The sequence below is a fragment of the Flavobacterium aquidurense genome, assembly GCF_031458035.1.
Lineage (GTDB): Bacteria > Bacteroidota > Bacteroidia > Flavobacteriales > Flavobacteriaceae > Flavobacterium > Flavobacterium aquidurense_C.
In genome coordinates this window covers 265,451-284,803 of sequence record NZ_JAVDXR010000002.1, presented here as the reverse complement: position 1 = coordinate 284,803, position 19,353 = coordinate 265,451, and the positions used below count along the sequence as shown (strand labels likewise).

Below are 19,353 nucleotides of genomic sequence, written 5' to 3'. Positions count from 1 at the left end.
CATCAAAGAATTTATATTATGCAACTAAAAAACACGATCCAAAATCTTTCTATCGCTGCGTTTGCGCTTTTTGTAACCCAAAACAGCAACGCTCAGCAAACTGATAAAGTGTATCTTTCAGGGAAAGATTTTGAACATCCAGTGCAATGGGATTTTTATTGTACAGGGGGAAATAACAGCCAGAAATGGTCTAAAATAAACGTTCCGTCGCAATGGGAAGTGGAAGGTTTTGGAGAATATACATACGGTCGCTGGTACAAAGAACTGAACCAAAAAGAACCAAGCAAGGAAGAAGGTTTGTATAAATATGAATTTGAAGTTCCTGCTGATTATAACGGTAAAGATGTCTTGATTGTCTTTGGTGGTTCGATGACGGATACTGAAGTTAAAGTAAACGGAAAATTGGCCGGAGCAATTCATCAAGGCGCTTTTTATGAATTTAAATATGACATTTCATCTCTATTGAAATATGGTTCTAAAAACCTTTTAGAAGTTCATGTTTGGAAACAATCGGCAAATAAATCGGTGAATGCGGCAGAAAGAAGAGCTGACTGGTGGCTTTTTGGCGGCATTTATCGTCCGGTTTGGTTAGAAGTTTCTCCTAAAACCCATATTCAGAATATTGCCGTTAATCCAAAAATGGATGGTTCGATTACTGTTGATTTGAATCTTAAAAATGTTCCAAAAAACGCCACTTTAGAGGCAACTCTTAAAGGTTTAAACGGAGAGAATTTCCAAACTTTTACTTTCCCAATTAAAGCAAAAGCAACTACAGAAAGTATTGCTGCACAATGGAAAGACATTAAACCGTGGAATCCTGAAAATCCTAATTTATACGATTTACAGTTGGTTTTAAAACAAAACGGAACTGTATTGCATCAATATGATAAACGCATTGGTTTTAGAACTTTAGAGTTTAAAAAACAAGACGGAATTTACCTGAACGGAACTAAAATCCTGATGAAGGGAATCAACCGTCACTCTTTTTGGCCGGAAGGCGGACGAAGCACGAGCAAACACATCAGCGAACTGGACGGGAAATTAATCAAAGACATGAACATGAATGCGGTTCGCGGGCATTATCCGCCTGACGAACACTTTTTAGAAGTTTGTGATTCACTTGGTCTTTTTGTTTTGAATGAATTGGCGGGCTGGCAAAACTCTTACGATACAGAAACCGGAAAAAAACTGGCAACTGAAATGATTACACGTGATGTAAACCACGCTTCGGTAATTATTTGGGACAACGGAAATGAAGGCGGATGGAATTATGACACGGATAAGGTTTTTGCAAATCTTGATCCGCAAAAGAGAATTGTGATTCACCCTTGGGCCGATTTTAACGGTTGGGACACGCACCACTATCCTACTTATTTAACTGGAATGCACCGTTTTAACGCTGGTGAAAATGTATTTTTTCCAACGGAATTCATGCACGGAACGTACGATAACGGACACGGAGCTGCGCTGGAAGATTTCTGGAATCGCTACAAGGAAAGTCCGTTGTTTGCGGGAGGTTTTATGTGGGCAATGTTAGACGAAGCTGTATTTCGTTCGGACTGGACGGGTGATGCTAAATTTGACTCGAAAGGTTCTTTGGCAGCAGACGGAATTTTAGGTCCGCATCGTGAAAGAGAAGGAAGTTATTATACGGTTAAAGAAGTTTGGGCACCAATTCAGTTTCAGCCAAAACAGGTTACGGAAGGTTTTGACGGTTCATTCTTAATTAAAAACGACTTCCTTTTCAGCAATCTGAATACCTGCAAAATGGAATTTAAAGTATTGCAAGCAGATAAAAATGTATTGTATTCTAGTGGTACTTCGGCAGCAATAAGCGGCGGAAAAATTGAACTTCCGAGTATTGAACCGGGCGAAACCCGCAAAATCAATTTTGCTGTTCCGAATAACTTTGCAGAGGGCGATATTTTATCGATTACGGCTTACGACCAGTTCAATAAAGAAATTTATACCTGGACATGGCCAATTCATAAAGCGGTGTTTTATGCGAATAAATTTTTAGCGGTTCAAAATACAAAAGCGAAGGCTTCGGCGGTAAAAACGGCAACAGATATTACTTTAAAAGGAAGCGATATTACGGTTACAATTGATGCTGCAACGGGCGAAATCAAAACGATTAAAAACGCAACGGCAACTATTCCGTTGACAAATGGTCCGCGTCCGATTGGAATGAAAGCTAAATTGAAAGATATTCAGGTTTCACAAGAAGGCGATAAAGCGATTTGTATCGTAAATTATGCTGGCGGTTTAAATTCCATCAAATGGATTATGGAACCGGACGGAAGATTTAAAATGGAATTGCTAGCATTGAAAAATGCTGAAAATGCAGGCGGTTTTGACGGTGCATTCTTTGAAGATAAAATCAATCAATTCGGAATTACATTTAGTTTTCCTGAGAAAGAAGTTACGGGAATAAAATGGTTTGGAAGAGGTCCGTATCACGTTTGGAAGAACAGAATTAAAGGAACAACATACGGCATTTGGGAGAAAGATTATAACAACACAATTACAGGAGAAAGTTTTGAAAATTTAATTTATCCTGAATTCAAAGGGTATCACGCTAATTTATTGGGAGCCAATTTAAAAGCGGGTGCGTCATCATTTAAAGTTTTCAGTGAATCTGATAATTTATTTTTAAGATTATTTACACCTGATTTACCTAAAAATGGTTTTGCAGGAAGTAATCCGCAACCGGCATTTCCGGAAGGAGATATTTCGTTTATGTACGAAATTCCGGCGATGAGGGATTTTAAACCTTTGGAACAGCAAGGACCACAAAGTCAGCCAACGAACATCCGAATCAAAAGCGGTGACGATGGAATTAAAATGAATTTATGGTTTGATTTTAGAGATAAGATTTAGTTTCAGGTTCAATGCTGCATAATTTAACCGCAAAGTACGCTAAGTTTTTTTACATAAATTATGTTGAGAAAACACAAAGTTCACAAGCTTTGCGCACATGGCGTAACCCTTTGCGAACTTTACGGTTAAATAAACTCATTTCACATTTCACAACTCACACAACTCACAATTACAAAATATGAAATCAATCAAAATATTTTCTGCCTTAATTCTGGCATTATTATTTTTCAATTTTACAGCAAAAAAAGACCCAAAACCAACTGTTTATACCGTAGGCGATTCTACGGTTAAAAACGGAAGCGGAAAAGGCGACGGTGGACTTTGGGGCTGGGGAGATTACATCGGACAATTTTTGGATACTACAAAAGTCACTATCGAAAACCATGCTTTGGGCGGAACGAGCAGCAGAACTTTTCAGGACAAAGGTTTATGGATCGAGGTTTTGAACAAACTTAAAAAAGGAGATTATGTTTTGATTCAGTTTGGACATAATGACGATGGTCCGTTGAACGACAGTCTTCGCGCTCGCGGAACGATTAAAGGCATTGGCGATGAAACAAAAGAAATCGACAATATGCTGACTAAAAAGCATGAAACGGTTCACAGTTATGGCTGGTACATTCAGAAAGTTGTTCGTGAAGCCAAATCTAAAGGAGCAATTCCGATTATTTGTTCACCAATTCCGAGAAACGACTGGAAAGAAGGAAAAGTGCCCCGTAACGATAAATCATATGGTTTATGGGCGAAACAAATTGCGGAAAAGGAAAAAGTAACTTTCATCAATTTGAATGAAAAAATGGCAATTGAAATGGAGAAATTCGGCGAAGCAAAAGTAACCGGAACTTATTTCTACAAAAAAGATCATACGCATACCTCTGCAAAGGGCGCTGTACTTTCGGCTTCGGTGATTATCAATGAACTGAAAATGAGCAAAAACTCTTTAAAAAATTACATTTTAAAAGATCCTAAAATTGTACTTCCGGCTAAGAAAAAAGTGTTTTTGATTGGCGATTCTACGATGGCGAACAACAATAATGTGAACGCTGTGGGCTGGGGAGTTGCTTTTCCGCAATATTGCGATACCACAAGAGTTGAAATCATCAATAAAGCACGTGGTGGAAGAAGTACGAGAACATTTGTTACTGAAGGACTTTGGGACAAGGTTAAAGAGCAATTGCAGCCCGGAAATTATATTTTGATACAATTTGGTCATAATGATGCCGGTGCTGTTGATAAGGAAAAATTCAGAGGTTCATTAAAAGGAAATGGCGACGAAACACAAATCGTTGTTCGTGACAGTGTAACGGACACCGTACATACTTTTGGCTTTTATATGGAAAAATTCATCAAAGAAGCCAAAGAAAAAGGTGCAATTCCGATTGTTTTAAGTCAGACGCCCAGAAACGAATGGCCAAATGATAAAGTAGAACGCAGAGCGGATACTTACGGAAACTGGTCGAAAATCGCAGCCGAAAAACAAGGTGCTTTTTATATTGACCTGAATGAAATTGTTGCCGTGAAATATGAAGCGTTAGGGAAAGAAAAAGTAAAAGAATTTTTTCCGAAAGATCATACACACACTGGCGGGGAGGGTGCCGCTTTTAATGCACTCGCTGTCGCGGAAGCCATCAAAAAAATAAAGGACTGCGGACTTAAAGATTATATTGAAATAGCTAAATAATTGTAAATTGTTAGTTGTGAATTGTGAATTGTGAATTGTTAGATGTTAAATGCGAAATGTTAGACTTACTTTTTACAACTTACATTTCACATCTAACAATTCACAACTTACTTTTTACAACTTACTTTTTACAATTTACATTTCACAACTCACTTTTTATATAAAAAAAACCTCGTTTAAATAACTTAAACGAGGTTTTTATTTTTTGAATGCAAAGATTATTTTTTTGATTCTTCGATAGAAACTTTTCTGAATTCTTTTAAAAGTTTTTCAAGTTCCAGAGTTGATTTACGTGCTCTAGCTCCAGCAGCTTTAATACCTTTTTCAGTTAAAGATTCAGCTTCTGTTTTGAATGTTTCGATTTCGGCGTTGATTTTTACTAATAAATCTTTCATGTTTATACTTGTTAAATTAAGGCGCAAAAATAAAAGTTTGCTTCATAGTAAACGCATCTTTAATGTTAAAATTACAACTGTTTTCGCGCTTTCAGTTAATAATAAATTAACCTCTTCCTTTTGTCGTTTACTATCAATTGGTTACAAAAAAAATAGTACAATTAAATTTTTCTTAAAAAGCTTATAATCGATGTTTGAATAGTGTTCACAAGCTTATTTTCTTTCTACTCCTTACTTTTTTTATCGTAATTCACTTTTTTTGCATCTCTTTTAAATTGATTTTCGAGTTCCGTTTTCATTGTTTCTGCTATAGCTTTATTTTGTAGGAAAACATTATTCTTTTCTTCCGGATCTTTTTCAATATTATAAAGTTCATAATCTGCAGGCACATCTTTTTCATGTCTTGTTCTGATTATTTTCCATGGCTTATTGATTAACGATTCCTGCAAATGACCTCTCACATAAATTTCTTTATTTTCAATCGGTTTGTTTTCTGAAATTGTTGTCCAGACATTCTTCCCTTCAATGCTTTTTGGCAGATTTTTATCTCCCGCTAAAAACAAAATACTAGGTAGTAAATCTATAACCGAAATGTAGTTTTCATTTTTGTATTTCTTCAGATGATCTTTCCAGTAAAAAACACAAGGCACTCTAATTGCTCCTTCATAATTGGATGTTTTCCAATCTCTAAGCGGGGTATTATCGCCCAGCACATCATTGGAAGGATGAATTCCGTTATACTCATTTTTTGAATTCCAATTTTCCATGGCACCGTTATCACTCATGAAAATAACCACTGTATTTTTATCCAGTTTCTCTTTTTTTAACTGCTCCAGCAAAATCCCAATACTGTTATCCAAATGAGCCGTAGCTGCTGCGAAATCACGTCTGGAACTGTTTTGTATGGTGTTCATATAAGGATCTTTCCACTTTTGTTCCTCCTGCAAAGGAAAATGCGGTGCACTGTAAGCAACTTCTAAAAAGAAATTCTTCTTCGAATCTCTTATTTTCGAAAGCCATTTAATCGCTTCATTGGTAATTAAATCTGTAGCGTGTCCTTTCTCTTCAATAAACTCGCCATTTCGATACCAGCTTTTGTCCCCATTTTTATATAAATGCGAGTACTGATCAATTTGTCCGTGCAAAAAACCATATGAATAATCAAATCCATAAGCTTTTGGCCCGCTGCTGAGCTGTAACCCCAAATGCCACTTCCCTACTAACGCCGTTTGGTAATTGTTTTGGTGCAAAAGTTTTGGCAAAGTTGCAATTGAATCCGGCAATTTGGTCTGATCTTTATCACTAATCGGCGCGACAATTCCCATACGGCTGGAAGGCATTCCGGTCAACAAACTTGCTCTTGTAGGCGAACAGGTTGGATTGACGTAAAATCGGTTTAATTCTACTCCGTTTTTGGCTAAAAAATCAATGTTTGGAGTCTTAATTAGAGAGCCATGATAACCAAAATCATTCCATCCGGCATCATCGGCAATTATCAAAATAATATTGGGTTTTTCTGTTGATTTAGATTGGTTTTCCTGACCAAAAATCGTCGAAAAACTAAACAATGAAAGAGCCAACCATTGTATTTTTGCATTCATACTTTTACTTATTTTTAAATAGAAATTAAGTTCAATCCTAAAAATTATTCTACTGTAATATAATCAAGCACAATTCCGGATTGATTCACATTGATTGTGATGGTATGTTTTCCTTTCTCCAGTTTTGACACAGGAAGTTTTACAATTGCACTGTTTCGCAAAACATTTTCTTTCCAGGTTTGATCGCGATCTTTTGTGTTGGTTTTGAAAAACTGAGTCGTATTTTGGTCCAATTGAACTCCTATTTCATGATCGAAATTGTTTGAATGTGTTGGAAGCAAATGAATTTCAACTTCGTAATCACCTGCTGTTTCAACTTCAAAATTATATGTAACAGAAGGTTTTTCGGCTTTAAAATATTGCTGCTTCAGCGGAAATAAAGTAATCGAATTATTACTGTATCCTAAACCATTAATCGTTTTCCATTGGTAATTTTTAAATCCTTTTGGAGAAGAAAATTGATTTGCGGGAATAACAATTTTTATTTTTGATTTTGATTCTTCTTTAGAAAATGTATTCTTCTTAACCGAATCATAAACAGGAAGATCCCTCGGGTGCATCGACATCATCTTATTCCATTTTCCGTTGCTTAATTTTGTATTGTAAAAATCGGTAAGTTCTTCAATTTTATGATACGATTCGGAAGCCAAAGATTCATATTTTTTCTTTTGATTTTCATCAGAAGTTGTGGCTTCTAAATTCCAATACAAAAATTTATGATTCATATAAGCTGCGCCTTTTACAGGATAAACGACCAATTGAAACCATGCATCTTTTCGTTCTTCAGGAATAGATCTAGTCAAACTGTCTACTTTTTCAATGAGAGAGTTATACGCTTTTATGCGGCTCCAAATTTCATCTTCAGAGAAATCTGAAAGCCTTATTGGCGTTGTTGGTTCGGTTTGGCTCCAGCCCATATATTCGGGTTTTCTAAGGAATGCCAAACGATAATATTCTTCAAAAATGGAACTTACTTCGGAGCTGATTTTAGGCGAAAATTCTCTTGACGCCCAATCCTTTAAATGTCCGTTTAAACCATCTGATTTTATACTGTTGATGTCCCAGGCCAAATCCAAAAACAATTCCATATCATATTCCGCAGGCTTAATATCTCCGACATTTACAATCCACATTTTCTTTGCGCCGTTTTCGTACGCCTTATTCATTTCGTACCAAATTAAACCCGGTTGTGTTGTGCTCAGCCAAAGATAATCGTGCGGTCTTCCCCAATAACTAATGTGGTAATAAACACCGCTTCCTCCTGCTCTTTTTTGCTCTTCTTCATTGCTCAAACGTCGGATGTAACCGTAATTGTCATCTGGCCAAACCAAAGTAATATCACTCGGAACTTTAAGTCCGTTGTCGTATAATTCCAAAACTTCTTTGTAGGGAACAAAGGCTTGCGGAATATCTTTCAGCGGTTTTTTGAAAGTATTCGAAAGCATTTCACGCTGATTCACAATGATTTTTTCGACCATTTCAATTGATGCTGCTAAATCTTTCGCGCCTTCCATTTTGCTGTCGTGAACGCCTCGCATTCCTAATGTCATAATGGTTTCATTTTGCGCCGATTTCAATTCGTCCAAACGATCCTGCCAATATTTATCAACTTGGGTTTTATTGGTGAAATAATTATAATCGCCATAAATTTTCGGTTTCCATTCGTCAACATTGTTTCGAAGCATTGGTTCTGCATGCGAAGAGCCAATTACAATATGATATTTCTGAGCCATTTCCTTGTTGCCCTGAATTGTAAAAAATCCTTTTGTAGACGGATGCATCGCCGGCCAAATAGTATTAGATTTTAATCGCAATAATAACTGAAAGATTTTCTCGTAGGTTTTCGGTCCAATATCACCCGTTTCCGGTTCAAAAGTTTTGGCGGCCCAAGGCTGTAACGCCCAATCTTCATCATTCAGAAAAATTCCACGGTACTGAACTGACGGCGAAGAAATTATTCCGTTTTTGGGAAGTTGAAGTACTGCTTTTTCTTGTTTGATGGGATGAACATCTGCCCACCATTTCCATGGAGAAATTCCTAAACGATCTGCAATTTCAAAAACTGCATACACTGTTCCGCGTACATCACTTCCTGTAACTAAAAGGTTATTTTTTTCTTTTTGAATTGAAAATTTCTCCCATTGATCCGCTACTTCTTTTTGGATTTTCTTGGACTGAAATAGTTTGGAAGAAGCTTCTCCGATATAAATTCCGTTTGCCGAAATTATATTGGTTTGCTTTATTTCTGGTCGTTTTCCGGTTAGTTCTTTAACATCATCAGCCAATTCATTTACCGCCCAAACAAGCAAAGGATCGCTATTTTTATCAATGTAAATAGCCGCTGTCTGGTTTGAATCTGCAATTAGAAAATTGACAGCATTTTTATCCTGAGAATAGCAATTTAAAGATACAATTGCGATGACGTATAGAAATATTTTATTCATTTTTTTATTTTGAAATACTTGACTGCTCAGTTATTTTTTATGTTTCTTGTATGTCATTCCGAACGAGGAATCCCCGCAAGAAGCTCACACAAAGTATATATAGCTTGTCGAGCTACTTGCGGGGATTCCTCGTTCCTCGGAATGACATACAATGTGTTTATTTGTGAGCAAAAAAACTTAGAACCTTTGTGTTAGACGCACTGCTGTGCGCCTCTACGGTAAAAACCTTTGTCGCTTTGTTGCTCTGTACCTTTGAACCTTTGAATACGTTAGACGCACTGCTGTGCGCCTCTACGGTAAACCTTTGTCGCTTTGTTGCTCTGTACCTTTGAACCTTTGAGTACGTTAGACGCACTGCTGTGCTCCTCTACGGTAAAAACCTCAGAACCTTTGTTGCTCTGAACCTCAGAACCTTTGAATACGTTAGACAGACTGCTGTGCGCCTCTAAAAAAACCTTTGTTCCTTTGTACCTTTGGAACTATGAACCTTTTTTAATCAACCTGTAAATTATTCACAGAAACATTTTTCAAAGTAAAGCCTTTGATTAAGCTTTTGTCGATTTCTGCTTTTACAGATTCAATTTTTAAATTTTCGAAAGTGAAATTAGATAAACGAACATTTGGGTCGTTCTCGACTTTATAAAACATCTCGCATTTAAGTTCGATATTTTTTAAAGTCACGTTATCTCCATACGATAATGGAATATCTGGACGGCCTTTTAAATCAAAAAACTGTTTCCATCCTAAAATAGCCAGACCGTTTTTGGTTTGTCCTTTAATATCTTCAAGTCTGATATACTCGTAAAGCTGCGGTGTATCAGGTCTCATTTTAAGGTGTAATAATATTGAAGGTCCGTCAACCTCGCAATTACGCATGATTATATTTCGGTTATGAATGGCTTCACTTCCGTTTGTTAATGACGAATGACAGTATCCAAATTTACAGTCTTCAATGATGATATTGGCATTTGGTCCGTTGTTCTTATCCTGATCTGCATAAGGACCTTTTCCGCCTTTTAACGCTACAGCATCGTCATTTACAGACATATAACTTCCTTTAATAAGGACATTGGTACAAATATCAAGGTCGATTGCATCTGTACTTGGAGCATCGCCTTTTTGGTGCGGAGAGTAGATGTAAGTATCTAATATTTTGACGTTATTACATTTGTAAAAGTGATTTGTCCAGAAACCGGAATTGATCAATTTTACATCCTGAAATTGTACGTTGTTGGAGTTCCACACAAAAACTAATCTTGGTCTTGAAACTTCTAAATTAGTACATTTTGGATTCTCTTTACGTCTTGCCCAGAAAGCATCCCAATACTTTCTTCCGTTTCCGTTGATGGTTCCTTTTCCTGAAATCGAAAAATTATCAACTCCGTACGCGTTTACGACTGCTGGAAAATAATCTAAATTCTGCCCTTCCATTCTTGATGGCATTATCGGAAAATCAGCAATATTGTCAGAGCCTTTTAAAGTTGCTCCTTCAGAAACATATAAAGCTGTTTTTGGCTTAAAAAATAAGGCTCCACTCAGGAAAACTCCCTTCGGAATTATGATAACTCCTCCTCCATTTGCGGAAGCTTTATCAATTACTTTTTGAATTGCAACAGTCTGAACTTTGGTACTGTCTTTACTCACTCCAAAATCGGTGATGGTATATTTTTTACCTAAATCTTTTAATTGAAGTTTGGTGTAATTTTTAAACCAAGGGGTGATTTCACTTCCGTCAGGAAATTTATCATTCGTATATTTTTGCGAAAATGCAGCCTGAGAAATCCCCAGCACGCATAAAACCAAAGTGAAAAACTTTTTCATTGTCAGCTGTTTTTATTTTAAAATTATTCTATTTATTTTTTGGGTTTAATTATTTTAACACATAGAAACATAGATTTTTGTAAGCTTAAAAGTAGGCGTTTCACTTATTTAAAAGACATATAACTATTTATGTGCAAGAAATGTATTTCTTTTTGTTTTTCTTTTTTAGAAATAAAATCTATGTTTCTATGTGTTAAATAAAAATTTTATACATTATACCCGCGACAGGTATCTATTTTCTGATTATTATCTGATTCACAGAAATATAGTAACCTGTACTTCCATAATTTGATTTTCGTTTATCCGACCAATTTGGTCTTTCTCCAGTATTGGAAACCATTAGCGTATAATTCCCTTTTTTGAAAATTGGCGACCTAAAAACTTGATTTGACATTGAAAATTTGCTGTACATGTCTACAAAAGCTGTTACAATTTCCTTGCCTTTTTCATCGGTGACAACCACTTTTGCATAACCGTTTTCAGAACCAACAAAACTATACAAACCAACTTGCTGTCCGGTAAATTTTATTGAAAATGACGCATTTTTAGCATCCGATTTGCTTTCTGAAATTTCATTATTCTGATGTTTCCAATTTCCGGAATATTGAATTTGTTTGTCGGTATTTTTTATAATTTCATCTTTATTGTCTTTGACAGAAGCAACTCCGCTTAAAATATCAATTTGCCACGAATCTTTATAATTTGGCATTGAAATAGACATTCCGGAAATTGAAAGTGGCTGCCAAACATACGTTGCAGAAGAAGCCTGTTTAGGAAAAGACCATCGATCACCCATAAACATATAAGTGGTTTCCTTTGAACCTTGAATTGGCAGAACAAAAGTCGATTGTGAGTTCCATGTCAATGTTCCTTCGGGAGCAATTAATCCTTGAGAAGTCCACGGGCCTTTTAGTGAATTTGCGGTATAATAATAATTGTCATTTTTCTCCCAACTCGTTAAATTAGATCCAATAAGATAATATATATTGTCTTTTCGCAGCATTGTTGGCGACTCAAATCCAGTGGTTAGATTCTCGTTGACTTTCTCCGTTACCATTTTATAATCATCACTTAATTTATAAATTTCACCGCCGTGAACTAAAATATAACCGGAACCATCATGATCCTGAAAAGTTCCCATATCCCATTTTTTAATTGGTTTTCCCTGAAACAAAACTGGACCTTTAAACTGATAAGGACCTTTTATATTTTTTGAAACTGCATAACCAACAAACTGGTCTTTGTACGTGATTGAATCGGCGTGCATGTACATGACATATTCTCCAGTTTTTGGGCATTTCATGACTTTGACTCTTTCGCCAACACGATTCGGCCCTAGTTTTCCTAATTTTTGCAGAGGGAGTGCTACACTTTCAAACTTCCAATTATACAGATCTTCTGAAGAATAACAATTGAATCCAGCAAACGCATTACTCGTGTCTGTGTGTGCTTCGCCAAAAAAATAAAATTTATTTTTCTCTTTGATTATATTGGCTCCATGGGCACTTACGATTTTTCCATTTTGATCAAACCAAGGTGTACCGGAATAAATAGCGTCCATTTTTCGTTCTTGCGCGGATAGAAAAGCAAAATTCATCAGAAGAAATATAGCAACAATTTCTTTCGTAAAATATCCCAGAAATTTGGAATATTTTGTTTGGTTTTTATATTTTGTTTCTGGTTTTTTCAAGATGGCATTTTTAGCTAGCTGATCATTTAAAAGTCTAAAATACTGTTTTCCGTGTTTTATAGTATCCTGTACTATCTGCATAATTGAAGACTATAACATAAAAGCAGATTTTAGTTCAATTTACTTTTTTTCCTTATAAAAAGAGGCAGCATTTTCAAATTGAAATGCTGCCTCTTTTTACATTAATAATATTTATTATTTTTCTTTTTCAGGAACAATTTCAACACTTATTGTTCCGGTTTCTAAACCTTCGGCGGTTGCTTTAATTTCAATTTTACCGTTGTTTTTAGCCGCTTTAATGATGGCAATTGCTTTACCATTGAAAGCGCTTCTATCAGGATTTTGATATGATTCATGACTGATAATATTTCCGTTATCAACACCAATAATTTTACCGGCATCTGTGATTGTGAAATGAATTAGATTATCTGCATTGGCACATGGAATCCCTTTGTCATCAACAATTGTAGCAGTGATGAAAGAGACATCATCCCAATTGTTTGCTACGGTTGCATTACTTTTTGTCAATATAATTTTTGACGGTTTTCCGGCAGATGTAAATGATTCCTGTGCAGCCACTTTACCGTTATTTTTTCCGATGGCTTTTATAGTTCCGGCTTCAAAAGTGGCATTCCATTCTCTTGGCGAATCATCAGCAGGTTTTTTTAAAGTTCCTAATGATTTATCGTTCAGAAAAAGTTCAACTTCATCACAATTGCTGTACACCTGAACTTTTGCATTGTCGTACGTATCAAAATCATTTGGCGTCCAATCTGCAACCCAATTTCCTGCTCCTGCATTTTCCGATTTTCTTACGATGTGAACCACTGGTTCAGATGACCACCAACTGTCTCTTTGAAGCGATTGCTGTTTCCAGTTTCCTGCCCTGTCAAATAAACCCTGATTATTGGTAGTTTCCGGCCAATCGGCTTCTCCCAAATAATCGTAACCTGTCCATAAAAATTGACCAGCCATGTATGGTTTGTCACGCAATGCCAGCCATTGTACGATAACATGCGTATTTTCAGTTCCTAAAACTTTCCATGTTGGATGTGCTTCGTGAGCAGCAATTAATTCATTTTCACGGTAATTCTGTCCGACAACATCCATTTGTTCTGCAAAACCGCTAAGATATACTTTCGAATTTGCAGGTCTGAAAAGTGCCATTGTTACAGGTCGTGTATCGTCATATTTCTTCACAACATCTTCCTGCATTTTGTATTTTTTGTATCCTTCCGGATAACTTAAATCATCGTGAATTTCGTTTCCAATACTATAAATTACTATTGAAGGGTGATTTCTGTCTCTCAAAATCATATCTCTCGTGTCTTGTTCCCACCAATCTGTGAAATATAAATTGTATCCTTTTTCACCGTTGTGTTTTGCTGAATTCCACGTATCAAACGTTTCATCCATAACCAAAAATCCCATTTGATCGCATAAATCCAGAAACTCAGGAGCCACAGGATTGTGCGAGGTACGGATAGCATTTACGCCAACTTCTTTTAATTTTTTGAATCGTTCTTTCCAAACGCCTAACGGAACAGCCGCTCCCACAGCACCTCCATCATGATGCAAACAAACACCTTTTAGTTTTATGTTTTTACCGTTCAGCCAAAAACCGGTTTCAGCAACAAATTCCGATTTTTTAATTCCGAATGGGATACTTTGATTGTCAACAAGTGTTTTTCCGTAATATAATTTAGTATTTACCGTGTATAAATTCGGTGCGTCAACATCCCATAATTTTGGATTTGCAATTTCAACATCCTGAGAAAACAAACCATTTGCATTCGCGGGAATATTTTTTGTGCTCTCCGCCGTTTTAACCACTTTTCCTGATGCGTCTACAATTTCGATTTGTAATTTGTAATCGCCAGCTGTGGCTTTGTTTTCAACTTCAACTTTTAAACTTACAACTCCTTTTGAAGCTGTCGCAATTGGAGTTGTAACGAAAGTTCCCCAATGTGAAAAATGAGTTGGATTTACCGAAACCAAACGCACATGACGGTAGATTCCCGCACCTGTGTAATAACGCGAAGCTGGCTGAATTGAATTATCGGCTCTTACTGCAATTACATTTGGTTTGTCAAAATTTAAATACGGAGTCAGGTCGTAAGCAAAACTAATATAACCGTAAGGACGTTTCCCTAAATGTTTGCCGTTAATCCAAACATCACTATTGGCCATAACACCATCAAATTCGATTGTAACTGCTTTTTTGGCATCGGCTTTATCGATTTGAAATGTCTTGCGGTACCACCCAATTCCGGTTGGCAAATAACCTCCGCCACGGCCAGATTCATTGGTTTTGTCATAAGGCCCTTCGATACTCCAATCATGTGGTACATTAACTTTTGTCCATTTTGCATCATCAAATGACGGATTTTCTGCATTGGCAATTTCGCCTTTTGTAAACTGCCAGCCAGTATCAAAATTAGTTACTTTTCGCGCCTGCGAGAAAGCGTTTGCTGCTAAAACTAAAAACAGTAATGACAACTGTCTTGCGTGTTTTGTATTAAAATATTTCATTTTTTATTTTTGATCGGATTATTTTCTTAATAGATTTTATGAGGGATTAATTATTTCACTTTGCGTTTCAGCCATTCTTTCGGAACATTTACAATACAGATATTAAGTGTTCTGTTATCTTCTGAAAGCATTGCAGACTGAATTTCGATTTTTGTTCCGTCCCTGTTAAAAGTTGGATGAATATGATCTGCGGCGGTTTCTCTGTGTCCCGTTGTCAACATCATCATTTCGTTTGTATTTCTGTCGATTAAATATAAACTTCTCGAAAAGTCATCGCCAACCGCCCATCTTCCGTCAGCAGAACCATGAACATGCCACAAACCACTGCCGCTTTTTGTTTGTCCTGCAATAATCATTTCGCGGGTTCTTAGGTTTACGATTGCCAAACCTGTTGGTTTTTCGCGTGTTCCTGTAGCTCCCCAATTGCTTTCCTGCCCCGGATTTACAGGATTTTTAATTTCACCGTTTAAAGCGACTTCTGTCGGAGCTTCTTTCTGAATATCAATTTTTCGATGTCCCATAATCGCCATCGCTACTTCATCTTTAGAAATTACGGCTTCGTGCGTAACCCATTCATAATCTGATTCGGGATACAAAGGTCTTAAACCCGTTCCGTCTGCCATAACTGTCCACGTTCTTTGTGGAGACTTTCCGCCAGTTTCCCAGCAAAAAACCAACTCGCCAGGATTCCAGATATTAGATTGAATGTGACCCACCTGAAACGGAACCGAAATCACATGTTTGAATTCACCAGTTTTGATGTTCATACTCCCAATTCCACCCGGACCTGCGCCCATGTTTCTTGGACCAAAACTTTTTTCGATTTTGACATTTGGATCTAAATGTCTTGCGGCTTCTTCTTTTCCAATTCGGAAATAAACCACATCTTCATTAGCATCCAAAGCCATATCGCCAGAAGCACCCATTTCCGGATTTGTGATGCCGCAAACACGTTCGTAAGCCGAAACCGGTTTCATTTTCCCAGCCTGACTGTCTTTAAAAACAGCATCCAGATTTACTTCCATGATTTGCATTTTCTCGCCTTCGCCATTGCGCATAAAATACAATTTCATCGATTTTTGCGCCATGCATAAAGTTCCGGTATAACCGCCTTCGGTAACCTGAACCATTACACCTGATTTTTCGTTGACTGCCATCGCTTCTCCGTTGGCTCTTTTGGTTCTAAAAATCAGCCATTCGCCATCGGCAGTCCATTGTGGATGCGTTGGATAGGTTTTAGAATCTCCTGCCGATTTGGTTGTCAGAAAAATTAAATCAACGCCTGTAACGGGATCTTTTATGATCTTTTTTTCTGATGGGAATCGGGTTCCAATCTGGCTGAAAGATGCCAGTGAGAATAAAAGGGTGAATATATTTATTGTTGATTTGAATTTCATATGGTTTTGTATTGGGCTGAATTGATCTCGCAAAGGCATAAAGTTTTTTGTTTTAAAATAATTTGGCTAAAGCCGATTAACTGAACTAAATTTTCACCTCCAGCTAAAGTTGGAGGCAATTCATTTTAAAAACTTTGCGCCTTTGCTCCCGAAACCTCGGGATTGCGAGAAATGATTTAAGCGAGGCAAAAAACACTTAACATTTTACCTCTAACTTTTTACAAATCAATTATTTGTGCAGATTATTTTTCCCTTCTATTTTCAATTGAATAGAACTGTCGTTAATCTGAAACTGACTGTCATTCAAAAGCAAAATCACTTCAGATCCAGCCAATAAAACCGGACCGTAACCGTGAGCTGCAAAGACACTTACAGGACGATAGTAATAAAACGCAGGATCAAAACCCATTCCGGTTCCAACACAAGTTCCTTCTACCTGACCTTTGTCGTTTACTTTTGTCGCCACTGCATTCCAGGCTAATAAAACCGCCGGAGCATACGTCATTTTATCAACATAACCGCGATTAATTGCTCTTGCAATAGAATACGCGTAAATGGCTGTCGCCGAAGTTTCTAAGTACGAATCATTTCGATCTAATAATTGATGCCAAAAACCTGTCCCATCCTGATACTGAACCAAACCTGCAATATGTTTTTGCAATTGCGCCAAAACCTGAGGATAACCCGGATGATTTTTTGGTAAAACTTCTAATAATTCCACCATCGTCATTACAGCCCAACCGTTGGCACGTGCCCAATGAAACTGCGGATGAACCTGCATCGATTCTACCCAGCCGTGCATGTAAATGCCTTTTTGTTCATTGAACATTCTTTTCGAAAACTGATTTACTTGTTTTACAGCATCGTCAAAGTATTTTGTGTCGCCTGTATAACTTCCCATTTGGGCAAGAGCAGGTACACTCATAAACATATCATCCAACCAAAGTGTGTTGTCCTGAGGTCTGTTTCTGGCTAAAGTTCCATCACTTAATCTGAATTGTTTGTTGCTGATAAAGTCGATATAATTATTCACCAAAGGATCAATATTGGCTTTTAACCCTTCTTTTTTGGCTTTAATAAATGCTGCACAAAGCGCTCCTGCAAAATCTAATGCCTCAGGATGAAGCGTTTTAAGCATGTCTTTGTCTTTGATGTTTTTTTCATCATAATTAGCAGCAATATCTGCAATTAATTGTATTCTTTTGTTGGTATAATCTGCGAAGTATTTTTCACCTGTCGCTTTAGATGCCAATAGCATTCCGGCATACGTTACACCCCATTCATAACTGGTTAATCTAAAAGCACCTGGCTCAAAAACGATATCTTCATTACCTTTTTTGTAATTGGTAATTTCAGTTTTAGTATTTGCATTTACAATTTTTGAAGCCGAATTTTTATCTAGAAAATTATAGACTCTGTCTAATACGACTTTGATATCTGCTTTTTGCGGAATCACATAAGGCGTTGGATAATCCGGCTGCATCAGGTGCAATGGCGCGGTCGCATCGGTTTTTTGTGCGTTTACGGCAGTACAAACTCCAAACGCAAATAATGCTACAATTTTTGTCGATTTATAATTCATGGTCAGTGTGTTAGATTAGTAATAAAATTTATTTGTAATTGCTTACTTCAACAGTTATTTTGGCCGAAAGCTGTTTCGCCAAAGTGGTTACATAATTGGTGAAATAAGTTGAATCCTTAAAGTTTTTATCGGCACTTAACTCCCAGCCTGCGATGGCGTAGTAGCTAATTTCTTTGTTGTTCTCTACTTTTAATTTTGCCAAATAAGAATCTGTTAATTGTCCGGTTTTTGGAGCCTCAATATATCCTTCGTACAATTTCTTCGGAACTAAAATCGCTGTTCCTAAAATCCATGTGCGTTCATACGTTAAATAATCGTGCTGAATAAGACAAACCCAATCTCCAGCATCAATAACTTTCAGCGGATTTTTATTATTTATATTTGAAATTGCGGCAAGAAATGTTTCTTTTCCTTTGATTCCGTTGATAGCAACAGTCGTTTTATAACCATACATTCCCGGCCAGATTGATGTCGTTTCCTGAACCTGATAATCACTTCCGCCGGCTTTCCAATTCTGATAATGATAACTCAAAACAGAATTTACAGGGCCTTCACTTACAATTTTGAAGGTTGTTTTTTCCACATTATTTACAGCATCAGTAGTCAAAATTCCGAGTCTGTTGATTTTGTTATCGATCAATAAAGCGTAACCTCCTAAACCGGCAGAACTTCCAACAGGAAAAATATCTCTTCCCCAATCGTACATGACATGATAATTATCTTCAACCGCTCCTTTGCTATTAATACCAACATCTTCGGGAGTAATGGCAGGTATTTTTTTTCCGAAGACATCTTTTGAATTCCTTCCATCCAAATAATGCCTGAATCCAACTTTGTCATTTTCCCACGTTGGCCCGTCGGTTTGATATTTTTGAAAACCCAATGCTTTATGCACTTGATTTGCCATTAAAACTTCTTCTGTTGCAGGCTGTACGGGTAAGTCCTTCGCTTCTCTTTTCCCGAATCGAACACTTGTTTTTATTGGGAATTTTGGATCTATTGCAGACCATTTTAAGGTTGCAATTTTCTTTTCGTTTGGAGCAAAATCGGTTACCAAAAAAAGTTCGTCCCATTTTCCGTCGCCATCCAAATCATTTAATTGCGCCGGAATAGTATCATTTTTATAAATTAAAATTGGATATACTTTTCCTGCATCATTTACGGAAAGCTGGCTTCTTTTAATCGTTATTGCTTTTTGCGGAACGGCTATTTCAGAAGTATTTTTTAAAGTAATTTTAGTTTCCGATGTTTTTTGCTGTGCTTTGCAACTTGCTAAAATTGTTGCTGTTAAAGCAATTGACAAATAAAGATTCGTTTTCATGTTTTTTCT

At 36.8% G+C, this 19,353-nt stretch carries 11 protein-coding genes; 2 read left to right on the top strand and 9 right to left on the bottom strand.

The features are described 5' to 3' along the window. Positions 1-18 precede the first annotated feature (18 nt). Positions 19-2,880, top strand: coding sequence for a glycoside hydrolase family 2 protein (locus J2X17_RS04440; protein ID WP_310295080.1), 2,862 nt, complete (start codon positions 19-21; stop codon positions 2,878-2,880). Positions 2,881-3,058: 178 nt separating this feature from the next. Continuing rightward, complete coding sequence (locus J2X17_RS04435; RefSeq protein WP_310295078.1) at positions 3,059-4,561, top strand: rhamnogalacturonan acetylesterase; 1,503 nt, start codon at positions 3,059-3,061, stop codon at positions 4,559-4,561. 218 nt (positions 4,562-4,779) lie between these two features. On the opposite strand, the gene J2X17_RS04430 is transcribed toward J2X17_RS04435, so the two are convergent. The 9 genes from J2X17_RS04430 to J2X17_RS04390 all read right to left on the bottom strand — a co-directional run bounded on the left by J2X17_RS04430 (position 4,780) and on the right by J2X17_RS04390 (position 19,344). Beyond that, positions 4,780-4,956, bottom strand: coding sequence for a histone H1 (locus J2X17_RS04430; protein ID WP_116752766.1), 177 nt, complete (start codon positions 4,954-4,956; stop codon positions 4,780-4,782). A gap of 224 nt (positions 4,957-5,180) precedes the next feature. Next, the gene (locus J2X17_RS04425; RefSeq protein WP_310295075.1) at positions 5,181-6,557 is read right to left on the bottom strand and encodes a sulfatase-like hydrolase/transferase; all 1,377 of its coding nucleotides are present in this window, start codon (positions 6,555-6,557) and stop codon (positions 5,181-5,183) included. Between the two features lie 44 nt (positions 6,558-6,601). Then, positions 6,602-9,001, bottom strand: a complete 2,400-nt coding sequence (locus tag J2X17_RS04420) for a glycosyl hydrolase 115 family protein (protein ID WP_310295073.1) — start codon at positions 8,999-9,001, stop codon at positions 6,602-6,604. A gap of 492 nt (positions 9,002-9,493) precedes the next feature. Then, positions 9,494-10,822: a rhamnogalacturonidase gene (locus tag J2X17_RS04415; RefSeq protein WP_310295071.1), complete on the bottom strand. Its 1,329-nt coding sequence runs from the start codon at positions 10,820-10,822 to the stop codon at positions 9,494-9,496. A gap of 232 nt (positions 10,823-11,054) precedes the next feature. Further along, positions 11,055-12,593: a family 43 glycosylhydrolase gene (locus J2X17_RS04410; RefSeq protein ID WP_310295069.1), complete on the bottom strand. Its 1,539-nt coding sequence runs from the start codon at positions 12,591-12,593 to the stop codon at positions 11,055-11,057. A gap of 114 nt (positions 12,594-12,707) precedes the next feature. After that, positions 12,708-15,044: a glycoside hydrolase family 2 TIM barrel-domain containing protein gene (locus J2X17_RS04405; protein WP_310295066.1), complete on the bottom strand. Its 2,337-nt coding sequence runs from the start codon at positions 15,042-15,044 to the stop codon at positions 12,708-12,710. A 50-nt stretch (positions 15,045-15,094) separates the two neighbouring features. Beyond that, a complete protein-coding gene (locus J2X17_RS04400) occupies positions 15,095-16,441 on the bottom strand; it encodes a TolB-like translocation protein (RefSeq protein WP_310295064.1) in 1,347 nt (448 codons plus the stop codon). A gap of 229 nt (positions 16,442-16,670) precedes the next feature. Further along, the gene (locus tag J2X17_RS04395; protein ID WP_310295062.1) at positions 16,671-18,023 is read right to left on the bottom strand and encodes a glycoside hydrolase family 88/105 protein; all 1,353 of its coding nucleotides are present in this window, start codon (positions 18,021-18,023) and stop codon (positions 16,671-16,673) included. A gap of 28 nt (positions 18,024-18,051) precedes the next feature. Further along, positions 18,052-19,344 (bottom strand): DUF4861 domain-containing protein, encoded by a 1,293-nt coding sequence (locus J2X17_RS04390; RefSeq protein ID WP_310295060.1) that lies wholly within the window; start codon positions 19,342-19,344, stop codon positions 18,052-18,054. Positions 19,345-19,353: the final 9 nt, after the last annotated feature.

What these genes read in the sequence shown, in the direction of transcription:
- J2X17_RS04440 (WP_310295080.1), top strand. Translation starts at nt 19, where the DNA reads ATGCAACTAAAAAACACGATCCAAAATCTTTCTATCGCTGCGTTTGCG.
- J2X17_RS04435 (WP_310295078.1), top strand. Translation starts at nt 3,059, where the DNA reads ATGAAATCAATCAAAATATTTTCTGCCTTAATTCTGGCATTATTATTT.
- J2X17_RS04430 (WP_116752766.1), bottom strand. Translation starts at nt 4,956, where the DNA reads ATGAAAGATTTATTAGTAAAAATCAACGCCGAAATCGAAACATTCAAA.
- J2X17_RS04425 (WP_310295075.1), bottom strand. Translation starts at nt 6,557, where the DNA reads ATGAATGCAAAAATACAATGGTTGGCTCTTTCATTGTTTAGTTTTTCG.
- J2X17_RS04420 (WP_310295073.1), bottom strand. Translation starts at nt 9,001, where the DNA reads ATGAATAAAATATTTCTATACGTCATCGCAATTGTATCTTTAAATTGC.
- J2X17_RS04415 (WP_310295071.1), bottom strand. Translation starts at nt 10,822, where the DNA reads ATGAAAAAGTTTTTCACTTTGGTTTTATGCGTGCTGGGGATTTCTCAG.
- J2X17_RS04410 (WP_310295069.1), bottom strand. Translation starts at nt 12,593, where the DNA reads ATGCAGATAGTACAGGATACTATAAAACACGGAAAACAGTATTTTAGA.
- J2X17_RS04405 (WP_310295066.1), bottom strand. Translation starts at nt 15,044, where the DNA reads ATGAAATATTTTAATACAAAACACGCAAGACAGTTGTCATTACTGTTT.
- J2X17_RS04400 (WP_310295064.1), bottom strand. Translation starts at nt 16,441, where the DNA reads ATGAAATTCAAATCAACAATAAATATATTCACCCTTTTATTCTCACTG.
- J2X17_RS04395 (WP_310295062.1), bottom strand. Translation starts at nt 18,023, where the DNA reads ATGAATTATAAATCGACAAAAATTGTAGCATTATTTGCGTTTGGAGTT.
- J2X17_RS04390 (WP_310295060.1), bottom strand. Translation starts at nt 19,344, where the DNA reads ATGAAAACGAATCTTTATTTGTCAATTGCTTTAACAGCAACAATTTTA.